We start from the raw sequence: 18,914 nt of genomic DNA, 5'->3' as shown, positions 1-18,914 counted from the left end.
CAGCCCGCAACACGCACTTCAAGCAGTAATTTCCAGTTAGAGGAGAAACACGTGGCGACCTTCGTAGACCGGGTAGTACTTCACGTATCCGGCGGAACAGGCGGCCACGGCTGTGTCTCTGTTAAGCGCGAGAAGTTCAAGCCCCTGGGCGGACCCGACGGCGGTAACGGCGGTAACGGCGGCGACGTCATCCTGCGCGTTGATGCCCAGACCACCACTTTGCTTGATTACCACCACGCACCGCACCGCCACGCAACCAACGGTGGCCCCGGCATGGGTGACTGGCGCGGCGGCAAGAACGGTGAAACCCTCGTGCTTCCCGTACCGGACGGCACCGTGGTCAAGACCAAGGACGGCGTCGTCCTTGCTGACCTTGTAGGTGAAGGCACCGAGTTCATCGCCGCTGCAGGCGGCCTGGGCGGCCTTGGCAACTCTTCGCTGTCTTCGCAGAAGCGCAGGGCTCCCGGTTTCGCCCTCCTCGGCACTGAAGGCGACTCCAGCGACATCGTCCTGGAATTGAAGTCCATCGCGGACATCGCGCTGGTCGGCTTCCCCTCCGCGGGCAAGTCCAGCCTTGTCGCGGCGATGTCAGCGGCACGGCCCAAGATCGCCGACTACCCATTCACTACCCTGATCCCCAACCTTGGCGTGGTCCAGGCCGGTGAGGTCCGGTTCACCATTGCAGACGTTCCCGGGCTGATCGAAGGGGCGAGCGAGGGCAAGGGCCTGGGCCACAACTTCCTGCGCCACGTGGAGCGTTGCGCCGCGCTGGTGCACGTGCTGGACTGCGGAACCTTGGAAGCGGACCGGGATCCGCTCTCGGATCTTGCGATCATCGAGCAAGAGCTGGACAAGTACGCGGTGGACATGAGCTACGCCGGCGTTGACGGCGAAGTGGTCCCCCTGAACGAACGTCCCAAGCTTGTTGTCCTGAACAAGGTGGACCTGCCTGATGGTCGGGACATGGCCGAGTTCGTCCGTCCCGAACTGGAACAGCGCGGCTACCGCGTCTTCGAAGTCTCCGCCACGAGCCATGAAGGCCTGCGCCAATTGAGCTTCGCCATGGGCGAGATCGTCATGGCCGCACGCAAGGCGGTTGCCACCGCGCCTCCCAAGGTCGCGGCGCCCGTCCTCCGCCCCCGTGCCGTCAATGAGTCCGGCTTCAAGATCCGCCGCGAGGAGAAGAACCTCGAGCCGCTCTTCCGCGTGCTGGGGGAGAAGCCGGTCCGTTGGGTCAAGCAGACCGACTTCACCAACGAAGAAGCCATCGGCTACCTGGCCGATCGCCTGGCCAAGCTCGGCATCGAAAACGAACTGTTCAAGATGGGTGCCGTCCCGGGCGACACCGTGGTGATCGGCGAAGAGGACGGCGTCGTCTTCGACTGGGAGCCCACCATGATGGCGGGCGCCGAACTGCTGGCGACGCCTCGTGGCACGGACATCCGTGTTGCCGACATCGGCGACCGCCCCACCCGTTCGCAGAAGCGCGACGAGCAGCTCGAACGACGCGAAGCCAAGGCTGCAGCACGCGCCGAGCTCGAAGCCGAGCGGAAGGCGGGCATCTGGACTGAGTCCGTCAGCGGACGTCGTCTACCCAAGCCCCTGAAGGAAAGCGGCCTGGAAGCCGAAAATGACGACTAGCACGGCCCGCATCGCTGAAGTCACCGAAGGCGACGACTCCGCCGAACGCCAGGCACTGGCCGGCGCCAAGCGGATCGTCGTCAAAGTGGGTTCGTCTTCGCTGACCAGCATCAAAGGCGGCATCTCGGAGAAAGCGCTGACGGCACTCGTCCACGCCCTGGCTGAGAAGCGCAATTCCGGGACGGAGATCATCCTCGTCTCTTCCGGTGCCATCGCGGCGGGTCTCGCGCCGCTCGGCCTCGCCAAGCGTCCCAAGGACCTCGCCACGCAGCAGGCTGCGGCCAGTGTGGGCCAAGGGCTTTTGATGGCGCGCTATTCGCAGGCTTTTGCCGCTCACGGGGTCACGGTCAGCCAGGTCCTCTTGACGGCGGATGACTTGATGCGGCGCACGCAGCACAGCAACGCATACCGTGCGCTGGACCGTTTGCTGAACCTCGGCGTCGTGCCCGTCGTGAACGAAAACGACACCGTGGCAACGCACGAAATCCGTTTTGGCGACAACGATCGCCTGGCCGCTTTGGTGGCCCACCTTGTCCGGGCGGACGCCTTGGTCCTGTTGTCTGACGTCGACGCCCTCTACGATGGTCCGCCGTCATTGGGTGCCAAGCGCATTCCGCTCGTCACCGGTCCCGCTGACCTCGTCGACGTGACCATCGGTAAGGCCGGTAAAGCCGGCGTCGGAACCGGAGGCATGACCACCAAGGTGGAGGCTGCGTCGATCGCCGCAGGCTCCGGCATCCACGCCCTCGTCACCTCCACGGCCAATGCCGCCGCCGCACTGGCAGGCGAGGACGTGGGCACGTGGTTCGCCATCAACGGCAACCGCAAACCCGTCCGGCTGCTCTGGCTGGCCCACCTCGCTTCGGTCCGGGGCCGTTTGGTGCTCGACGACGGCGCCGTCAAGGCCGTGCGCGACCGCCACACCTCCCTGTTGCCCGCCGGAATATCGTCGGTGCAGGGAGACTTCGAGCCTGGCGATCCAGTGGAGATGGTTTCTGTCGAAGGCACTGTGATTGCCAGGGGATTGGTGAACTACTCCGCGGAGGAGCTTCCCCGCATGCTTGGCCGTTCCACCAAGGAACTCGCCAAGGACCTTGGCCGCGGATATGACCGCGTAGTTGTTCATGTTGACGACCTCGTGCTGGTCCAGCAGGCCCGCTCCACTAAACTTGGAGAATGACTGAGGCCCTTACCCCTGATTCTCCTGTGATGACTGACGCCCTGGCTGCTGGCAATGCCGCCCAGGTGCCGGAAACTCCGGAGACGGGAAACGCGCCGCTCACCCCCGAGCAAGTGGAGGCGGCCGTGCATTCGATCGCGGACCGCTCACGGCAGGCCGCGCGGCACATGGCGCAGGCGAACCGTGCCTGGAAGGACCGCGCCCTGCACGCTATTGGCGCAGCCCTCCGGGAAAAGCAGGGGTCCATCCTCGCCGCCAACGCGAAGGATGTTGAGTCCGGCCGCAACAACGGAACCTCCGCTGCCATGCTGGACCGCCTGACCCTGACACCTGCCCGCATCGACGGCCTTGTGGCGGCCCTTGAAAACCTGGCGGGCCTGCCGGATCCCGTGGGAAACGTCGTCCGGGGCCAGACCCTCCCCAACGGACTTCGCTTGCGCCAAGTCAATGTGCCCATGGGAGTCGTCGCAGCGATCTATGAGGCCCGCCCCAACGTCACGGTCGACATCGCAGGACTCGCCTTGAAGAGCGGCAATGCAGTGATCCTGCGCGGCGGATCGGCCGCTGCCCACACCAACGCAGCCCTTGTGACCATCCTCCGCGATGCGCTGGAATCCGTCGGACTCCCGGCCGACGCCGTCCAGAGCGTCGACCAATTCGGCCGCGAAGGCGCGAACGTCCTGATGCGTGCCCGTGGCCGGGTGGACGTGCTGATTCCCCGCGGTGGACGGGAGCTGATTCAGACTGTGGTGAACAACTCTTCCGTGCCCGTCATTGAGACCGGCGAGGGAAATGTGCATATCTTCATCGACGAGTCCGCCAGCGAAGAGATGGCCGTCGATATCCTGCTTAACGCCAAGACCCAGCGGCCCAGCGTTTGCAACACTGTGGAGACTCTCCTGGTGCACTCGAAATCCACTGTGCTTCCCGCCGTTGCCACCGCGCTTCGTTCCGCGGGGGTCACATTACACGTCGACTCCAGGATTCAGGCGGCGCTGTCCGGTTCGGTGGACACGGTCCCCGCCGACGACGTCGATTGGGCCACGGAATACATGGACCTCGACCTCGCAGTTGCCATGGTGGACAACCTCGACGAGGCAGTCGCGCACATCCGCAAATGGTCGACCGGCCACACGGAGGCCATCCTGACGAACAATCTGGCGAACGCGGAGAAGTTCATTGCGGACATCGATTCTGCGGCGGTCATCGTGAACGCGTCCACGCGTTTCACTGATGGGGGCGAGCTCGGCCTTGGTGCCGAGGTGGGAATCTCTACCCAGAAGCTGCACGCACGCGGTCCCATGGGCCTCACGGAGTTGACCACCACGAAGTGGATTGTCCAGGGTGAAGGCCAGGTCCGCGGCTAGCGACGCTGTAACATAGAACAGAAGTCCTGGACGGTGGGAGGATCCGCCGTCGAAATCCTTTGAACCGCTAGGGGAGAAAATGCAGTTTCAGCAGATCGCCATTTCCATTCTCGCTCAAGGGGGCGAGAGCGAGGCGCCGGCGCCGTTGTGGGCTCCTCCTTTCGTCTTCGGCATCACCATCTTCTGCATCCTCCTGGTCCTGATGTTCGTGGCGGTCTCCTACACGAACCTTGGCAACCGTCACGACGCCGCCGAAGAGCACTCGGATCCGCACCGCCAGCACCCGGCCAAGCACCCAGGGCTGGGTCACTAACATTTCCGCCGCAAAACCCTTCGAGGAAACGGGGCGCCGACTTCGCTTGGGTGTAATGGGTGGAACCTTCGATCCCATTCACCACGGCCACTTGGTTGCTGCCAGTGAGGTTGCCGCCAAGTTCCGCTTGGACGAGGTGGTCTTCGTGCCCACCGGCGAGCCCTGGCAGAAATCGCACAAGCAGGTCAGTGAAGCCGAGCACCGGTACCTGATGACGGTCATTGCCACGGCGTCCAACCCCAATTTCACGGTGAGCCGCGTGGACGTGGACCGCCCCGGTCCCACGTTCACCATCGATACCCTGCGGGATCTCCGGACCCAGCGGCCGGACGCGGACTTGTTCTTCATCACGGGCGCTGACGCCCTCGCGCAGATCCTGTCCTGGAAAGATGTCGACGAGCTTTGGACCTTGGCGCACTTTGTCGGTGTCACCCGGCCCGGTCATGTTCTTGACGGCATGGGCAGGGAGGACGTCAGTCTGTTGGAAGTGCCCGCCATGGCGATTTCTTCGACTGACTGCCGCGCCCGCGTGGGTGCAGGCAATCCGGTCTGGTACCTCGTGCCTGATGGAGTAGTGCAGTACATCGCCAAATACAAGCTGTACTCGGGCAAACCCGGCATGGGGGAGCCCCTGCATGCTATGACCGGATCAGAACACCAAGCCCGTACCGAGTGAGTTTTGAATGAGCCAGGAACAGCCCCCCATCCCTAGCCGGCGCGAGCTTCGACGAGCCCGGGACGCACGCGTGGAAGAAACCGGCGCACGTCCCGCGGTAGCCGAGGCCGTTACCTCCGACGACGCCAACCCCGCGTCCGGTGGCGCTTCGGTCAATCGGGTGCGCCGGGTGGCCGATGCTCCGCTGGACGCTAAACCCACCTCGGAACGTTCCTCGCAGGCCCGTGCACGCGACCGCGCCGCACTCCGCGCCATCAAGGAACTCGCGGATAAGGAGCAGCAGCTTTCCCGCGGCGGTCCGCCCACGCGCCGCCAGTTGCGCCTGCAGCAATTGCAGGAAGAAGTTGCCCCGGGCACCTCGGCGATCCCCGTTGTCCCGGCACCCGGATCCGGGCCGAGGACGTCCAGTGTCCCGGTCCAGGCTCCCGGCAGGCAGCAATCCGGCCCTGATCGCCCGGGCGTATCGCCTGGCGGCGGTGTCCGGGTCACGGCAGGCCCGCCTCCCGGCGCCCCCGAAATGACCGTGGAGCAGGCCTTGATGGCCCGCGAGCTTTTGGCCGCCCAAGCGAACAATCAGTCCAATAAGCTTGAGCACATCGCGGCAATGGAATCAGCCGTGCAGAAAGTCCCGGCCGGTGAATCCGGGGTTTCCCAAACCGACGTTGAGCCAACGGATCCAGAGGCCCTAGCCGAACAGATCGCCCAAGCTGAACGCGAGGCCATCCTCAACAAGAGGGCCATGGCGAAGCAGAAGCTCGCCGAGCAGAACAGCCGTCCTTCAGGTCCGGTCCGTGCTGAACCCTCGGTGGCCAGCAACCTGGCCATGGTGACGCCCTTGGAATTCGTGAAGGTTCCGGGACTCGATCGTCCCGTCATGAAGCCGCCTGGCACCACCTTTGTTCCACTCGTGACCTCACCTGCGCCGAAACTGAAGCCCGGGCAGTCCGCGTCGGGCAAGTCCCGCAGCCTGCGCGGCCGCGCAGGAGTGCTGGCGCGCGCAGAGGCCGCTGCGAAAGCGGCGGGTCGACGCCCGGCGTCGGACTCAGCATCGGATGGCGAGGCATTCGCGGAAGCGGCCGAACATCCGCCCATTTCGGCAAGTTCGGCGTACGGACTTGAACCGCTCGACGCCGCGACGGCGGGACTTGGGCGCGCCCAGCGTACCCGGCTTCTGGTCCTGGGACTCATTGGCATCGGAGCCATCGCCCTGATTGCGGGCATCATCATGATCAACAGCGGACTTTCCCGCTGACCACAAAGGCTTTTGCCACCAAACAGGCTTCGTCTATTCTCGAAGCCGCATACAAGGAGTCCCGTGACTGCACATGAACAATCCGTCCTCTTGGCCCGCCACGCCGCCCGCGCGGCAGCGGACAAGCTGGCCGAGGACATCATCGCCTTGGACGTCAGCGAACGTCTGGCCCTGACCGACGTCTTCCTGATCGCCTCGGCTCCGACCGAACGCCAGGTCAATGCCATCGTCGACGGCATCGAGGAAGAGCTGCTCAAGCAGGATCTGCGCCCGGTCCGCCGCGAAGGACGTTCCGAAGGCCGCTGGGTCCTGTTGGACTACGCCGACATCGTGGTGCACGTCCAGCACTCCGAGGACAGGGTCTTCTACGCCCTGGAACGCCTGTGGAAAGACTGCCCGGTAGTGGATCTGGAACTCGGTGACGACGCCTCGGCGAAGGCTCCCGCCGTCGAGGAATCCTAGGCGCCAAGCCGCAAACCAACTGAATATGCCCGATTTGGAATTTTCGGAAATGCTGTTCTAAGATATTTGAGTTGCTTCGGAGGAATCCGAAACCGAGGAAGGGTTTCAAGCCCTTGCGGAGTTCATAAAGCAGCAAGAATATGGGGCTGTGGCGCAGCTGGTAGCGCACCTGCATGGCATGCAGGGGGTCAGGGGTTCGAGTCCCCTCAGCTCCACCATAGAGGCCTTGCCTGGAACGTGGACGTGGTTCCGAGCAAGGCCTACTTTTTTAGATGTCTAAAGGGCCACCCCGCTGGGGTGGCTCTTTCGTTTTCTAACCATGACAAAGTTCGGTGCGGCCGTCATTCGCCAGCGATCCGCGCCGCTTGTTGGCTGATGAAGTCCAGGGTGTGGGAGATCGCCAGCTCACGTTGCGGCAGCTGCGCCCAGCCGTGGTCGGCGCCTTGCACGACGATCAGCTCTGCTTTGTCACCATAGACCTGGAGGTAGCGCTCAGCGTAGGACAATGGAACGAAGTCCGCGGTGCCGTGTATGAGGCGAACCGGTCCCGCGTAGGCGGATGCGCGACCGTAGACATCGAACGACTCCGCGTCGTCGCGCAGCGCAGGCCCCATCCGCATGCCGAGGAAGTCGAAATACCCCTTAGACTCCAAGGTTCCTAGTGATCGTCCCTGGAGGAACCCACTCCGGATCTCGTCCGCGAACACGGCTGCCGTCGACCACATCGTCAGTGAGCGAAGCGGCAGTGAGGACTCCGCCGCGACCACGGATGCGATGACCGATCCCAGACTCATGCCGACGAGGTGCAGATTGCCTGCATCCACTGTGTCCAGGTCCGTGATCGCCGCCAGGACGTGGTGCGCCTGACGGACATCCAGAGAGACGGAGGTGTCGAAGAACTCTCCGTCACTCTCACCGTGGCCGGCGCGATCGTAGGCGATCACTCCGATGCCATTGGCGACGAGTCGGCGTGCGAGGGTGACGAACATGCATGTTGTTTCTACTCGCGAGTTGCCGAAGCCGTGGAAGAGCGCTGCGGTCGGGCCCCGCTGGTGTGGCGATGGTGAGTAGTGGGTGCCGCGCAGGCGGAGCCCGTCTACGGTGGTCTGAAACGGCCGAATCACGGTCACGATTGCTCCCTCGGAATGGATGGTCGCGCTGTGTTCATGCGTTGACGGATTTGGGGGTGTCGGGTTCGGGTTCCACTTCCGGCGAGACAAGCGCCGACTCAAGGTCGAATTCGTTACGGGCGTTCCGGCGGAAACCGAGCCAGCCGATGAAGAACCCTGTTGCTGCGAGGACTGATACGCCGAGGTAGAGTGCGCTCGGGTTAAGCAAGACGAGCGTCGGCGTGACGATGTTCAGACCTGCGGTCGCGAACCGGGAGATGGCGTAGACAGTTCCTTGCGCCGTTGCCCGCAGCATTGTCGGAAACGATTCCTGGGTCCAGACCTTCATGATCGTCTCGAAGCAGAACGCGCTGAAGAACACTGTGGCCACCGTGCTGACGATGAGCATGGGAAGGCTGAATCCGAAGACGACGGGAAGCAGGTTCGCGACGACAACTCCAATGGAACCCGCCACGTAATAGGACATCCGAAGTTTCGTGTCCACAACGGCCATGAACCAGATCGCAGCGACGATTGCGGCGGGCATCGCAAGAGTGGTCCACGAGTTGTACTCCGCGATCGAGGCGCCTGTGACGTTGACCGCGACGAAGGTGCCGAAGCTTCCCGCGACGCTGGTGGCCATCGCGGCAAGCATGTAATAGCCGATCAGGGTCAAGAACGGACGACGATACGGGGCCTGCCCGAAGTCGCGCAGACGGACAAGCTCCGCACGAACAGTGTGGATTCCAGCGCGGCGCTCGTTCCGCGCGGCGAGCCAGACCGCGGATTCAGGAATCGTCAGACGCAGCAGGAGTACACCAAGGGCCACCGCCGCGAAGGTACCGAAGATGACCAGTCCGCCTGTGGGGCCGGTGGCACCGAAATTGATGGCCAGCAGCACAGCGAGGAGGATGCCGAAACCGCCCAGCAGGTTGGAGAAAACCAGGATCTTGCCGCGATTGCGGTCCGTCGCCGCCTCGGAGATCGTTGCCAGCGCGACCGGGAGATCCGCCCCCACGCCGATTCCGATCAGGATGACGCCGATGAGGAGGGTCGGAAAGGTCGCGTCGAGGAGAGGGATGGCGGCGCCGACGGCGGTGAGGGCCATGGTGGCTATAAAAACCGTGCGGCGGCCCCAGCGGTCGCCCAACCTGCCGCCCACCAGCGATCCGATCGCCACGCCTGCAGTGAGCGCACCGGTGAGCAGACCGACGTCGTTTGGGGTGAGGCCCGGCATGTCGGGTTTGAGGGCCTGGAACAGCACCAGCGCGATCGGAATCCCGGTCGTGATGCCGGTGTCCACGAATGTTGCCAGGCCGCAGACGATACCGACCCACCATGCATTCGGTGCTGGCCTACCTTTGTCTGACTTGGACATGCGAATACCCCTTTGTAGTCGGATTGCCGTACGCACAGAACGAACTGGTCGGCCTGTGTCGGCGCCCAGCCATCGTGCTACATCGATTCTGCAACCGTCAAGATCAGAATAATTATATTTCGAATGATTGACATTCTGAACTATATGGGTTGTCATTGAGGTCAATCTGGTGCGCGACGGACGTGTACAGAATCGCCGTGCACCGCAGAACCCCAAGGAGACAGATGATCCTCGAAGGAAAAGTTGCAATCGTCACTGGTAGTGGCAGGGGATTGGGTTTGGCATATGCCCAAGAGCTTGCGCGGCAGGGCGCTGCCGTGGTGATCAATGATGTTGACGAAGCCGTTGCGGACGAAGCAGTGGCAAGTATTGTCGCTGCGGGCGGCAAGGCTGTTGCCGTCGCGGGGGCGGTGGGCTCTACGGCGACCGCCAAAGAGTTGGTGAGCGCTGCCGTCGGGACTTTCGGACGCTTGGACATTCTGGTGACCAACGCGGGTGTGCTGCGGGACAAGTCTCTGCTGAAGATGACCGATGAAGACTTTGACCTGGTCATCAATGTTCACCTGCGCGGCACCTTTACCTGCGTCCGTGAGGCTTTCGGCTATTTCAACGAAAACGGTGTGGCCGGGCGCATCATTGCCATCGGGTCTCCGACCGGGCAGCGCGGCAACTTCGGCCAAACTAACTACGCCGCTGCCAAGGCGGGAATTGTAGGTATGGTGCGTACTTGGGCCCTTGAAATGAAGCGATCCAATGTGACCGCCAACGTGGTGATCCCCGTGGCAGCCACCGCGATGACGGAAACCATTCCCTTCTTCGAAAGGGCTGTCCAGGCTTCTGCCCGTGGCGAAGCGATGCCGGACTTTTTCCGGAAGGATCTCGGTTTTGGCACAGCAGCCGACGTCGCAGGGCTGGTGGCATTCCTCGCCAGCAGCGCGGCTGCGAAGATCACCGGGCAGGCGATCGGTGTGGGCGGTGACCGTTTGCAGCTCTGGTCCCACCCCGAAGCCGTAGCCACCGAATACCACGACGGCGGCTGGAGCTCTGAGAAGCTCGTCTCCTCGTTTGACCGCCTCTTCGGAGATAGGCTCCAGAGCGTCGGCGAGACCTTCCCAGAGTTGCCCGCAGAGTTGCGTCCCGAACCGGCACCGGCTAAGTAAAGCGCCATGAGCTACGTATCGGCTTTGGACCTTGCTTCGCTCACGGCGATTGACATGCACGTGCATGTGGAGGTGGACGACCACGGGCACCACGCCCTGCCACCGGAACTCGTTGACGCGGCAAGCAAGTACTTCAAGACGGACGGCCCCCGACCCGGTTTGGACGACATCGCGGAGATCTACCGCGAACGGAAGATGGCCGCCGTCGTCTTCACCGTTGACGCCCGCCGCGCGTTGAACCATTTGCCCAACAGCAGTGAAGAAATCGCAGTGGGCGCTGCCCGCAATAACGATGTGCTGATTCCGTTCGGTTCCGTGGATCCCACCACCAGCACGCAAGCCCTTGAAAGGGCTCGGCTGCTAGCAGGGGACTACGGCGTCAGGGGCTTCAAGTTCCATCCAACGGTACAGAACTTCGATCCTTCCGAGCAGCAGTTCTACCCACTGTGGGACCTCCTACAATCGCTGGGACTTCCGGCCCTTTTCCACACAGGCCAGACAGGTATCGGTTCCGGGTTTTCGGGCGGATTCGGCTTCAAGCTGGGTCTGTCCAATCCGATGCTGCTTGACGCCGTGGCGGCGGACTTTCCGGAATTGCAGATCATCATGGCGCACCCTTCGGTGCCATGGCAGGACGAGGCCATTGCCGTAGCCACGCATAAAGCAAATGTGTGGATCGACCTTTCCGGATGGTCGCCGAAGTACTTCCCGGAGAAGCTAGTCCAGCAGGCTAACTCAGTCCTGCAAAACAAAGTGTTGTTCGGTTCCGATTTCCCCTTGATCACGCCGGACCGCTGGATGAACGACTTCGCTGCCCTCACCATCAAGGACGAGATTCGGCCCAAGATCCTCAAGGACAACGCTGTGCGGCTGCTCCGGCTGGACAACCAAGCATCGTCATGACCGGCCCGTAGCCGGCCACCCCTAACACTCAAGGAGCATTATGAGCACCACAACTGTAACTTTTGAAGAACTGGCCGGTATGGAAGGCCATGACCTGGGCCATACCGATTACATCGAGATCACCCAGGAGCAGATCAACACTTTCGCCGACGCCACAGGCGACCACCAGTGGATCCACACGGATCCGGAAAAGGCCAAGGACGGCCCCTTTGGGGCGCCTATCGCGCACGGCTTCCTCACCCTCTCCCTGGCCATCCCGTTCTGGACGGAACTGCTGGACGTGACGGGTGTGAAGACCAAGGTCAACTATGGGTTGGAAAAGGTCCGCTTCCCGTCCCCGGTAAAAGTGGGCTCAAGGATTCGCATGGGCGCAACCATCGCAGGTGTTAGGGAAATCGCCGGGGGCGTTCAGATCGGCGTAGACCAGATCATCGAGGTTGAAGACGGCACCAAGCCAGCCGTCGTCGCACACTCCCTCTACCGCTTTTACGCCTAGCGAGCGTTCGACGGCGGATGCGCCGGCAACGCCGCCGGTGGAGCCGTCGATCATCGCTCCAATCACAGGAAGGCCCGGTTCATATGGACAATCAAGGTGTGGGTTCGTGGCTGCAACGACGCAGGCACAAATCCGCCGCTAAAACCGCATTGATCTTCTGCGGCTCCGCCACCAGTTACGATGAGCTGGCCGAGCGGGCAGACCGGCTGGCCAATGCGTTGCGTTCCCGCGGCGTACAGCGAGGCGACCGCGTGGCCTATCTCGGCGAAAACCATCCCTCGTTCCTGGAGACTTTTTTCGCCGCGGGCACACTCGGGGCCATTTTCGTACCATTGAACACCAGGCTCGCTCCACCGGAAATCCAATTCGCACTGCAGGACTCGGGATCGGTGGTCCTAATCAACGCCGAGGGCTTTGAAGCGCTGGCCTTCGCGGGCAGCATTGACACGGACGTTGGGTATCGTCTTATTGTCCGGGATGCGGAATCAGTGCCGGTCGGGGCAGGCGCGGAAGATTACTCGGGGACGCTGGCAGCTGCTTCCGCTGACCGTATTGACGTCCCGATCACCTTGGACGACACCGCCATGATCCTCTACACCTCGGGCACCACGGGGCGTCCCAAGGGTGCCGTGCTGACCCACGGCAACATCACCTGGAATTCCTACAACGTGCTGGTGGACTATGACGTGCTCAGCACGGACGTGGCGCTGGTCATCTCACCCATGTTCCATGTTGCCTCCCTGGGCATGGCCGTCCTGCCGGTGCTGCTCAAAGGCGGAACGGTTCTGCTTGAACCGGGGTTTATCCCGGACCGTGCACTGTCCCTGATTGAAAAGTACGGTGCCACCATGATCAGCGGTGTCCCGACGACCTTTCAAATGCTGGCTGAGCACGAGGGGTGGGCATCCACCGATATCAGTTCATTGAAGAAGCTCACCTGCGGCGGTTCTGCGGTTCCGGTCCGCGTGATGGAAGCCTACGAGAACCGCGGGCTGTCCTTCTCGGGCGGCTACGGCATGACCGAAACCGCTCCGGGCGCCACCAGCATGCACGCGGAACGGAGCCGGGACAAAATGGGTTCGGTGGGTCTGCCGCATTTCTTCACCGATGTCCGTATCGTTGATCCGCTAGGCGCCGTTCAGGAACCCCATGCTGTTGGGGAGATCCAGATCAAGGGCCCCAACGTCATCCGCGAATACTGGCGCCGGCCGGAGTCTACAGAGAGCAGTTTTGTCGACGGAGTATGGTTCCGCTCCGGAGACATCGGATACGCCGACGACGAAGGTTTCGTCTACGTCTCGGATCGGCTCAAGGACATGATCATCTCCGGCGGGGAGAATATCTATCCGGCCGAAGTGGAACAGATCATCATCGAGCTCGAAGGGGTAAGCGGTGTTGCCGTCGTCGGCATCCCGGACGAGAAGTGGGGCGAGGTCCCGCGGGCCGTCATTACCGTGCGCGAGGGATTCAATGTCACCGAAGACGACGTCCGGGCACACCTGGACGGCCGGGTAGCCCGCTACAAGATCCCCAAGTCTGTAGTGATCGTGGACGAATTGCCGCGGACAGCCAGTGGAAAGATCCGCAAAGCGGCGTTGCGTGAGCGGTACACGGAAAGTCGGGGAGCCGGGCCCCATCACCCATTCCGTGCCGTCGAAGATGACGGCTCTTAAGGACAAGACATGGCCGTGGACGAAATGAAGGCAGGGACCCGTCTTGCTGTCCTATCGGCGATGCCTTTCGTTCGCTGGAGCGCACGATACGACGAAGTATCCCTACGAAAGGATTGCCTTGGATATTAAGGATGAGATCAAAAACTCACCAATGAGTCGCTTTCAGATCGTGACTGTCTCGATCTGCCTGATCCTGATCATGATCGACGGCTTCGACGTGCTGGTCATGTCATTCACAGCCCCAGCCCTCTCGGCAGAATGGAAGGTCCCGCCCATCGAGCTGGGATACCTCCTCAGTGCCGGGTTGTTCGGCATGTCGGCAGGCTCCATTTTCCTGACACCACTCGCAGACAAGATTGGCCGCCGGAACCTGACCTTGGTGGCGCTGTCCATCATTTCGGTAGGTATGACCCTGTCCGTGTTGGCGGCGGACGTCCCCCAGCTGATCGCCTGCAGGGTCTTCACCGGTCTGGGGATTGGCGGCATGATCGCCAATCTCAGCGTCATTGTGTCCGAGTACTCTTCAGACCGGCGGCGTGGCCTGGCCATGGGAATCTTCTCCGCCGGCTATCCGATCGGCGGCGCGATTGGCGGTGTCATCGCCGCGGCGTTGATCGCCGGATACGGCTGGCGGGCCGCCTTTGCTTTCGGTGCCGTCATCAGCGTGGCCATGCTGGTTGCCAGCTGGTTCCTCCTTCCCGAATCCCTGGAATATCTGGCCGAGAAGGGCGCTGCCAGCTCGCTTCCCCAGATCAACAGGATTCTCGGCAGAATGGGCCGTCCCCTTCTTACGGCGCTCCCTCCGGCCGCTTCTTCGAAACAAGTATCGGGAAGTGTGTTCAAGGAGGTGTTCGGGCCGAAGATGTTGAGCCGAACGGTCCTCATGTGGATCGGCTATGCGTTCCTCATCGCAGCGTTTTATTTCGCCAATACGTGGACACCGAAGATCATGGCCGAGGCCGCAGGCAACAACCAGATCGGAGTAACGGCCGGCATCCTTATCAGCACGGGCGGCATTGTGGGCGCCCTTGGATTCGGGATTCTTTCGACTTGGATCAACAGCCGCCTCCTGAACACCCTCTGCCTCGTTCTTGCCGGCATCGCCTATGTCGGCTTCGCCAGTTCCTTCGGTACTACGGGACTTGCGTTGGCTCTGGCTGCCATCGTCGGCATGCTCACCAACGCAGGAGTGGCCGGCTACTACACGATTGTGCCTCCGTTGTATTCGGCAAGGGCGCGGGCTTCGGGATTCGGTTGGATGATCGGCGTCGGGCGTCTGATCTCCATTGCCGCGCCCATCCTGGTGGGATATCTCATCGCAGCCGGCATGCCGCCCGTCACCATTTTCTACGTGTTTGCCGTCCCGCTGCTCCTGTCCGCTCTTTGCTGCATTGCCCTGGGACAGGTGCTTCGTCGTCAAGAGGCATGGAACGTTGCGGGTGCGGAAAAGAATGCTGCCGTGCGGGCCACAAAAGGGCGCTAGACGTTCCGCTATTCGTGACAGGTGGATCAGGTGTGGATCAGGCTCACTGATCACCAACTGCGAAGCAGGCGCGAAATTTGATATCCACGGCTTCGATGTAGGTCCGGATACCGCTCGTTAGTATCTTGCATCCGCTGGCGCGAAAATGGATCACGCCGGGATATTCTCGCCAAAGACAAGGCGAAGAACAGGCAGCGCATTGCCAGCGGCCGCGTCCGATCGTGGGGGTAGGGGTGCGACAGCTAATACAGGCTCAGCGCCCGCACATCGAATGACCGATCCGCCGCGGGATCGAGCCTGGACTTGTGCCGCCGCGACCGCTTCCCGGGCCTCACCTCTGCGCCGGCGACCGGCTCCGTCCCGAGCGACCGGCCAATTGCCGTTCTATTCGTCACTTCCAAAAGATGGTCCGTTAGTCCGTGGGAGTGAATGCAGTTCGTCGAAGGAGGCTGCGGAGTTGCTCGCGTTCTTCCGCACTCAGTTCCCGGAGCGAGATATCCTCGGCTTTTCGAACGGTTTCGGACGCGCGCTTGTAAAGCCTCCTGCCCGATCCGGTTGCACGGATGGCTCTGGAGCGCCGGTCGCTCTGGTCGTTGAGTCTTTCCACAAGGCCTCGGAGTTCCAAGCCGTCCACCAGCGTGACGATCTGGCTCGGCGCCAGGCATAGGAAGTCGGCCAGCTCACGCTGGGACGGCGGGTTGGGCGTGCAAGCGAGGGCCAGGACCGAGTAGGACCGCACCTTCAACTCCAAAGGCGCCAGCATTGCGTTGGCCCGTGCGGTTCCGATGCTCAGTGTCCGTGCCGCCAGGAACTCGGTTTCATTGACAAGGGGGCTGGCGAGCAAACCGTCGGCCGGCCCGGCTACTGAACGCCCGAACCGGTTCTCGACGATCTCTGTATTTACTCCGGTCACTGGTCCAGCATGCCTTTCGTCGGGAGCCACCAAACATGACTTTCCCAACGATACCCCGAGACTGATAAGCAGAATAGTTTCATTTAGGATGATCTGTTTCCTCATGTGAATCCCTCCGGATGAGCAGCAATGACACGGCGACGGTCATACGGATTTCGGGCAGGAAGATGTCCGGGGTGAAGGCTTCGACACCGATACCTCCGGCCGTCAGGGCCAGCGAGGTACGGATCCAGGGATCAGTCTCCCTGCTGAACGTGGGTATCTCGGCTACCGGATAAGGGGGCGGGGACGTTCTCGTTACTGAGAACGGGGCACGCACGTCCGCTCACACGCAGGTGGGAACCGCCACCGGTTCCGACCTGCGTGTGAGCTTTTCGTAATCTACGGTCGGACCAGGCTGTGGGGGAGTCCCTTGATCATCTACAGGTTCCTGTCTTTTCCTTCCCTGGCGAAGATCAGGGCTAGGGCGCTGAGCGCAGAGAACCCGATCCACGCGATAGCCACCATCCACAAGGAGCCGCCGGCAGCGATCACGAGGCCGGTGGCGATCAGGGGGGTGAAGCCGGCACCCAGCGTGCTGGCCAGTTGGTAGCCGAGGGACGTTCCCGTGTAGCGGATGTTGGCGGGATATAGCTCGGCGGCGAAGGCACCGTATGGGCCGGCGGTGAGGCCCTGGATGACGCTCAGGCCCAGGATGAGGGCCAGGAAGAAGCCCCAGACGGACCCGGCCTCGATCAGCCACATGATGGGGAAAGCCAGGACCATGGCGGCGATGGTGCCGCCGAGCATCACCTTCTTACGGCCGATCCTGTCGCTGAGGCGGGCGGCGAAGATGATCATGGCAATGGTGGCCACGCCGGCGAGTGCCTTGACGTTCAGCACCGAGGTCTGTGCGAGGGTGGCCTGTTCCACGGCGTAGGAGATGGCCCAAGCGCCCATGAGGCCCTGTGCGGCCTGGCCGGCGATGCCTGCGAAGACGGAGATGAAGAAACTGCGGGGGTGCTTGGTGATGACCTCGGCAGCGGGGACCTTGACCGGTTTGGTTTTGGCGACCTCTTTGAAGACGGGGGACTCGGAAACCTTGAGTCGGATGATCAGGCCCACCACTACCAAGACGGCGCTGAAGAGGAACGGCAGGCGCCAGCCCCAGGCCAGGAAGTCTTCCTTTGGCAGGGTGGACATGGCGCTCAATACAAGGGTGGCGATAATGGTTCCGGCAGGGGCTCCCATGTACGCGAAGGAGGCGGCGAAGCCGCGGCTCTTTTTCCTGGAGTGCTCGAAGGCGAGGAGCATGGCACCGCCCCATTCGCCGCCCACGGCGATGCCCTGCATGATGCGGAGAATCACCAGCAGGATCGGCGCGGCGACGCCGATCTGGGCTGTGGTGGGAAGTAGGCCGATCAGCACGCTCGCCACGCCGATCATCACCACGGTGACGACCAGCATGGCTTTGCGGCCCAGCTTGTCGCCGAGGTGGCCGAAGATGAGGCCTCCCAGTGGACGGGCCACGTACCCGGCGGCCAGGGTGGTGAAGGAAAGCATGAGCCCCACGCCCTGGTCTACGCCGGTGAAGAACACCTTGCTGAACACCAGGCTCGCTGCCGTGGCGTAGAGGATGAAGTCGTAGTACTCGATCGCTGTGCCCAGGAAGCTGGAGGTGAGGATCTTGCGCATTTCGCGGGGATCTACCCCGGATCTGCCACCGGGTGGCGCCGGTGACGGTGCGGCCGGCAAGTTCTGGATGTTGCTGTTGGTCATGAGATTGCCTTTACGGTTTCGACGGCGGTGTCGGAGGTAGTGCGCGGGATTGAGGCGAAGGAAATGGTTTCGAGGTCTTCCGGTACGAAGAGCTGGCCGGTGAAGGTCTCCTGCGCCTTGAGCCATGATTCGGCAGGGGCGAAGGCGGGTACCAGGTGGTGGAGCACCAGTGAACCGGCCCCGGCCTGGGTGGCGAGTTCACCGGCCTGCCGTGCCGTGGTGTGGGCGCGGCGGTGGTGGTCCATGGTGGCGTTCATGAGGGCCTGGTCCGTGTACTGCGCGGCGATGATCTCCAGATCGATCGCTTCGTGCATGAGCAGGTCGGTGCCCTTGGCGATCCGGACCAGGTTCCGGCACGGCGCGGTGTCCCCGGAGATAGTCACTGAACCCTCCGCAGTGTCGAAGCGGAAAGCAAAGGCCGGAGCTGTGGGGTGGTGGGACACCAGGATGGCGGTGACTTCTACATGGTCATCCTTGAAGATGGTGAACGGCTCCATGTCCGGGCAGACGTTGTCGTTGGGGTCAAAGTCGGTTCCCTCGGGAATCACGATGTCGTGGACGTCGAAGTGCGTGGACGGCGGCCGGGTGAGGGAATCAAAGATACGGTCGTTGATGTCCGTGGCGTATGCGGTAGACAGCGCTTCGAACAGCTGCTCGATGCCGGGACCCGGGTTGGCCGGCGCCACCGCCTCGGGTACGGACGTGGCACGAGCGGAAAGAGGGGGGAGCTTCCCGCGCGGCCCAGGTCCGTAGACGGCGATCGGCCCAAGGGTCGGCTTCTTGCGCTCGAACTGGCTGAAAAGAATCATGGAGGCCAGGTCAACCGTGTGGTCCGAGTGCATGTGGGTGATAAAAAGGCCGCGCACCTGGTCCATTTCGAATCCGGCGTTCTTGAGTTGCCGGCCTGTTCCTTGGCCGCAGTCCACCAGGTAGACCCGGCCCTGAACTACAACCGCCGTGCTGATGCCGCTGCGCTGGGATCCCCCGGGTGAGTTCCACCAGCGGGGCCCTCCGGCGGTGCCCAACGTCACTACGTGCGGCCCGAGCCGTGCTTCCGAGGCGTTCATCCCACTCCTTTGTGTGCTGCATCTGATCACTTCACAAGAGTGGTCCACGTCTCATTAGATGTAAAACAAATACAATTAGCTCA

Annotated in this window: 17 protein-coding genes and 1 tRNA gene; 13 read left to right on the top strand and 5 right to left on the bottom strand. The window is 62.4% G+C overall.

The window, feature by feature from the left end; genetic code table 11:
- Positions 1 to 51 precede the first annotated feature (51 nt).
- The 8 genes from obgE to AB4074_RS11505 all read left to right on the top strand — a co-directional run bounded on the left by obgE (position 52) and on the right by AB4074_RS11505 (position 7,109).
- Positions 52 to 1,641 carry a GTPase ObgE gene (obgE, locus tag AB4074_RS11540; protein ID WP_441413493.1) on the top strand — a complete coding sequence of 530 codons (1,590 nt, stop codon included), beginning with the start codon at positions 52 to 54 and terminating at the stop codon, positions 1,639 to 1,641.
- Positions 1,631 to 2,821: a glutamate 5-kinase gene (proB, locus tag AB4074_RS11535; RefSeq protein ID WP_437770535.1), complete on the top strand. Its 1,191-nt coding sequence runs from the start codon at positions 1,631 to 1,633 to the stop codon at positions 2,819 to 2,821. The genes obgE and proB overlap by 11 nt, the downstream gene beginning before the upstream one ends.
- Positions 2,818 to 4,188 carry a glutamate-5-semialdehyde dehydrogenase gene (locus AB4074_RS11530; protein ID WP_441413492.1) on the top strand — a complete coding sequence of 457 codons (1,371 nt, stop codon included), beginning with the start codon at positions 2,818 to 2,820 and terminating at the stop codon, positions 4,186 to 4,188. Before proB ends, AB4074_RS11530 begins: the two co-directional genes overlap by 4 nt.
- 79 nt (positions 4,189 to 4,267) lie before the next feature.
- Complete coding sequence (locus AB4074_RS11525) at positions 4,268 to 4,501, top strand: hypothetical protein (RefSeq protein WP_441413491.1); 234 nt, start codon at positions 4,268 to 4,270, stop codon at positions 4,499 to 4,501.
- Positions 4,502 to 4,556: 55 nt separating this feature from the next.
- The gene (gene nadD, locus AB4074_RS11520; protein ID WP_236811369.1) at positions 4,557 to 5,177 is read left to right on the top strand and encodes a nicotinate-nucleotide adenylyltransferase; all 621 of its coding nucleotides are present in this window, start codon (positions 4,557 to 4,559) and stop codon (positions 5,175 to 5,177) included.
- Between the two features lie 7 nt (positions 5,178 to 5,184).
- Positions 5,185 to 6,429 carry a hypothetical protein gene (locus AB4074_RS11515; protein WP_441413490.1) on the top strand — a complete coding sequence of 415 codons (1,245 nt, stop codon included), beginning with the start codon at positions 5,185 to 5,187 and terminating at the stop codon, positions 6,427 to 6,429.
- 63 nt (positions 6,430 to 6,492) lie between these two features.
- A complete protein-coding gene (gene rsfS, locus AB4074_RS11510; protein ID WP_059389355.1) occupies positions 6,493 to 6,891 on the top strand; it encodes a ribosome silencing factor in 399 nt (132 codons plus the stop codon).
- A 142-nt stretch (positions 6,892 to 7,033) separates the two neighbouring features.
- Positions 7,034 to 7,109: transfer RNA gene (locus AB4074_RS11505), tRNA-Ala, on the top strand.
- Between the two features lie 123 nt (positions 7,110 to 7,232).
- Here the strand turns inward: AB4074_RS11505 and AB4074_RS11500 are convergent.
- Positions 7,233 to 8,021 (bottom strand): alpha/beta hydrolase, encoded by a 789-nt coding sequence (locus AB4074_RS11500; RefSeq protein ID WP_441413489.1) that lies wholly within the window; start codon positions 8,019 to 8,021, stop codon positions 7,233 to 7,235.
- A 34-nt stretch (positions 8,022 to 8,055) separates the two neighbouring features.
- Positions 8,056 to 9,378: an MFS transporter gene (locus AB4074_RS11495; RefSeq protein ID WP_441413488.1), complete on the bottom strand. Its 1,323-nt coding sequence runs from the start codon at positions 9,376 to 9,378 to the stop codon at positions 8,056 to 8,058.
- Between the two features lie 224 nt (positions 9,379 to 9,602).
- Here AB4074_RS11495 and AB4074_RS11490 point away from each other — a divergent pair, with 224 nt between their 5' ends.
- The 5 genes from AB4074_RS11490 to AB4074_RS11470 all read left to right on the top strand — a co-directional run bounded on the left by AB4074_RS11490 (position 9,603) and on the right by AB4074_RS11470 (position 15,093).
- Positions 9,603 to 10,538, top strand: a complete 936-nt coding sequence (locus AB4074_RS11490) for an SDR family NAD(P)-dependent oxidoreductase (RefSeq protein WP_441413487.1) — start codon at positions 9,603 to 9,605, stop codon at positions 10,536 to 10,538.
- 6 nt (positions 10,539 to 10,544) lie between these two features.
- Entirely contained in the window at positions 10,545 to 11,441 is an 897-nt protein-coding gene (locus AB4074_RS11485) for an amidohydrolase family protein (protein ID WP_441413486.1), read from the top strand.
- Positions 11,442 to 11,481: 40 nt separating this feature from the next.
- On the top strand, positions 11,482 to 11,937 hold the full coding sequence (locus tag AB4074_RS11480; protein WP_441413485.1) for a MaoC family dehydratase: 456 nt from the start codon (positions 11,482 to 11,484) through the stop codon (positions 11,935 to 11,937).
- Between the two features lie 83 nt (positions 11,938 to 12,020).
- Complete coding sequence (locus AB4074_RS11475; protein WP_441413484.1) at positions 12,021 to 13,610, top strand: acyl-CoA synthetase; 1,590 nt, start codon at positions 12,021 to 12,023, stop codon at positions 13,608 to 13,610.
- Between the two features lie 151 nt (positions 13,611 to 13,761).
- Complete coding sequence (locus AB4074_RS11470; protein ID WP_441413483.1) at positions 13,762 to 15,093, top strand: MFS transporter; 1,332 nt, start codon at positions 13,762 to 13,764, stop codon at positions 15,091 to 15,093.
- A gap of 412 nt (positions 15,094 to 15,505) precedes the next feature.
- Here the strand turns inward: AB4074_RS11470 and AB4074_RS11465 are convergent, their stop codons facing one another.
- From AB4074_RS11465 to AB4074_RS11455, 3 genes are all read right to left on the bottom strand, one after another.
- Complete coding sequence (locus tag AB4074_RS11465) at positions 15,506 to 16,006, bottom strand: MarR family winged helix-turn-helix transcriptional regulator (protein ID WP_441413482.1); 501 nt, start codon at positions 16,004 to 16,006, stop codon at positions 15,506 to 15,508.
- A 420-nt stretch (positions 16,007 to 16,426) separates the two neighbouring features.
- The gene (locus AB4074_RS11460) at positions 16,427 to 17,764 is read right to left on the bottom strand and encodes an MFS transporter (RefSeq protein WP_441413481.1); all 1,338 of its coding nucleotides are present in this window, start codon (positions 17,762 to 17,764) and stop codon (positions 16,427 to 16,429) included.
- Positions 17,761 to 18,831, bottom strand: a complete 1,071-nt coding sequence (locus tag AB4074_RS11455) for an MBL fold metallo-hydrolase (protein WP_441413480.1) — start codon at positions 18,829 to 18,831, stop codon at positions 17,761 to 17,763. The genes AB4074_RS11460 and AB4074_RS11455 overlap by 4 nt, the downstream gene beginning before the upstream one ends.
- Positions 18,832 to 18,914 lie beyond the last annotated feature (83 nt).

The organism is Arthrobacter sp. 2MCAF14, assembly GCF_052115645.1.
Taxonomy (GTDB): domain Bacteria; phylum Actinomycetota; class Actinomycetes; order Actinomycetales; family Micrococcaceae; genus Arthrobacter.
Note: the sequence above shows the minus strand (reverse complement) of the source record. Positions and strands in the feature narration are given on the sequence as shown.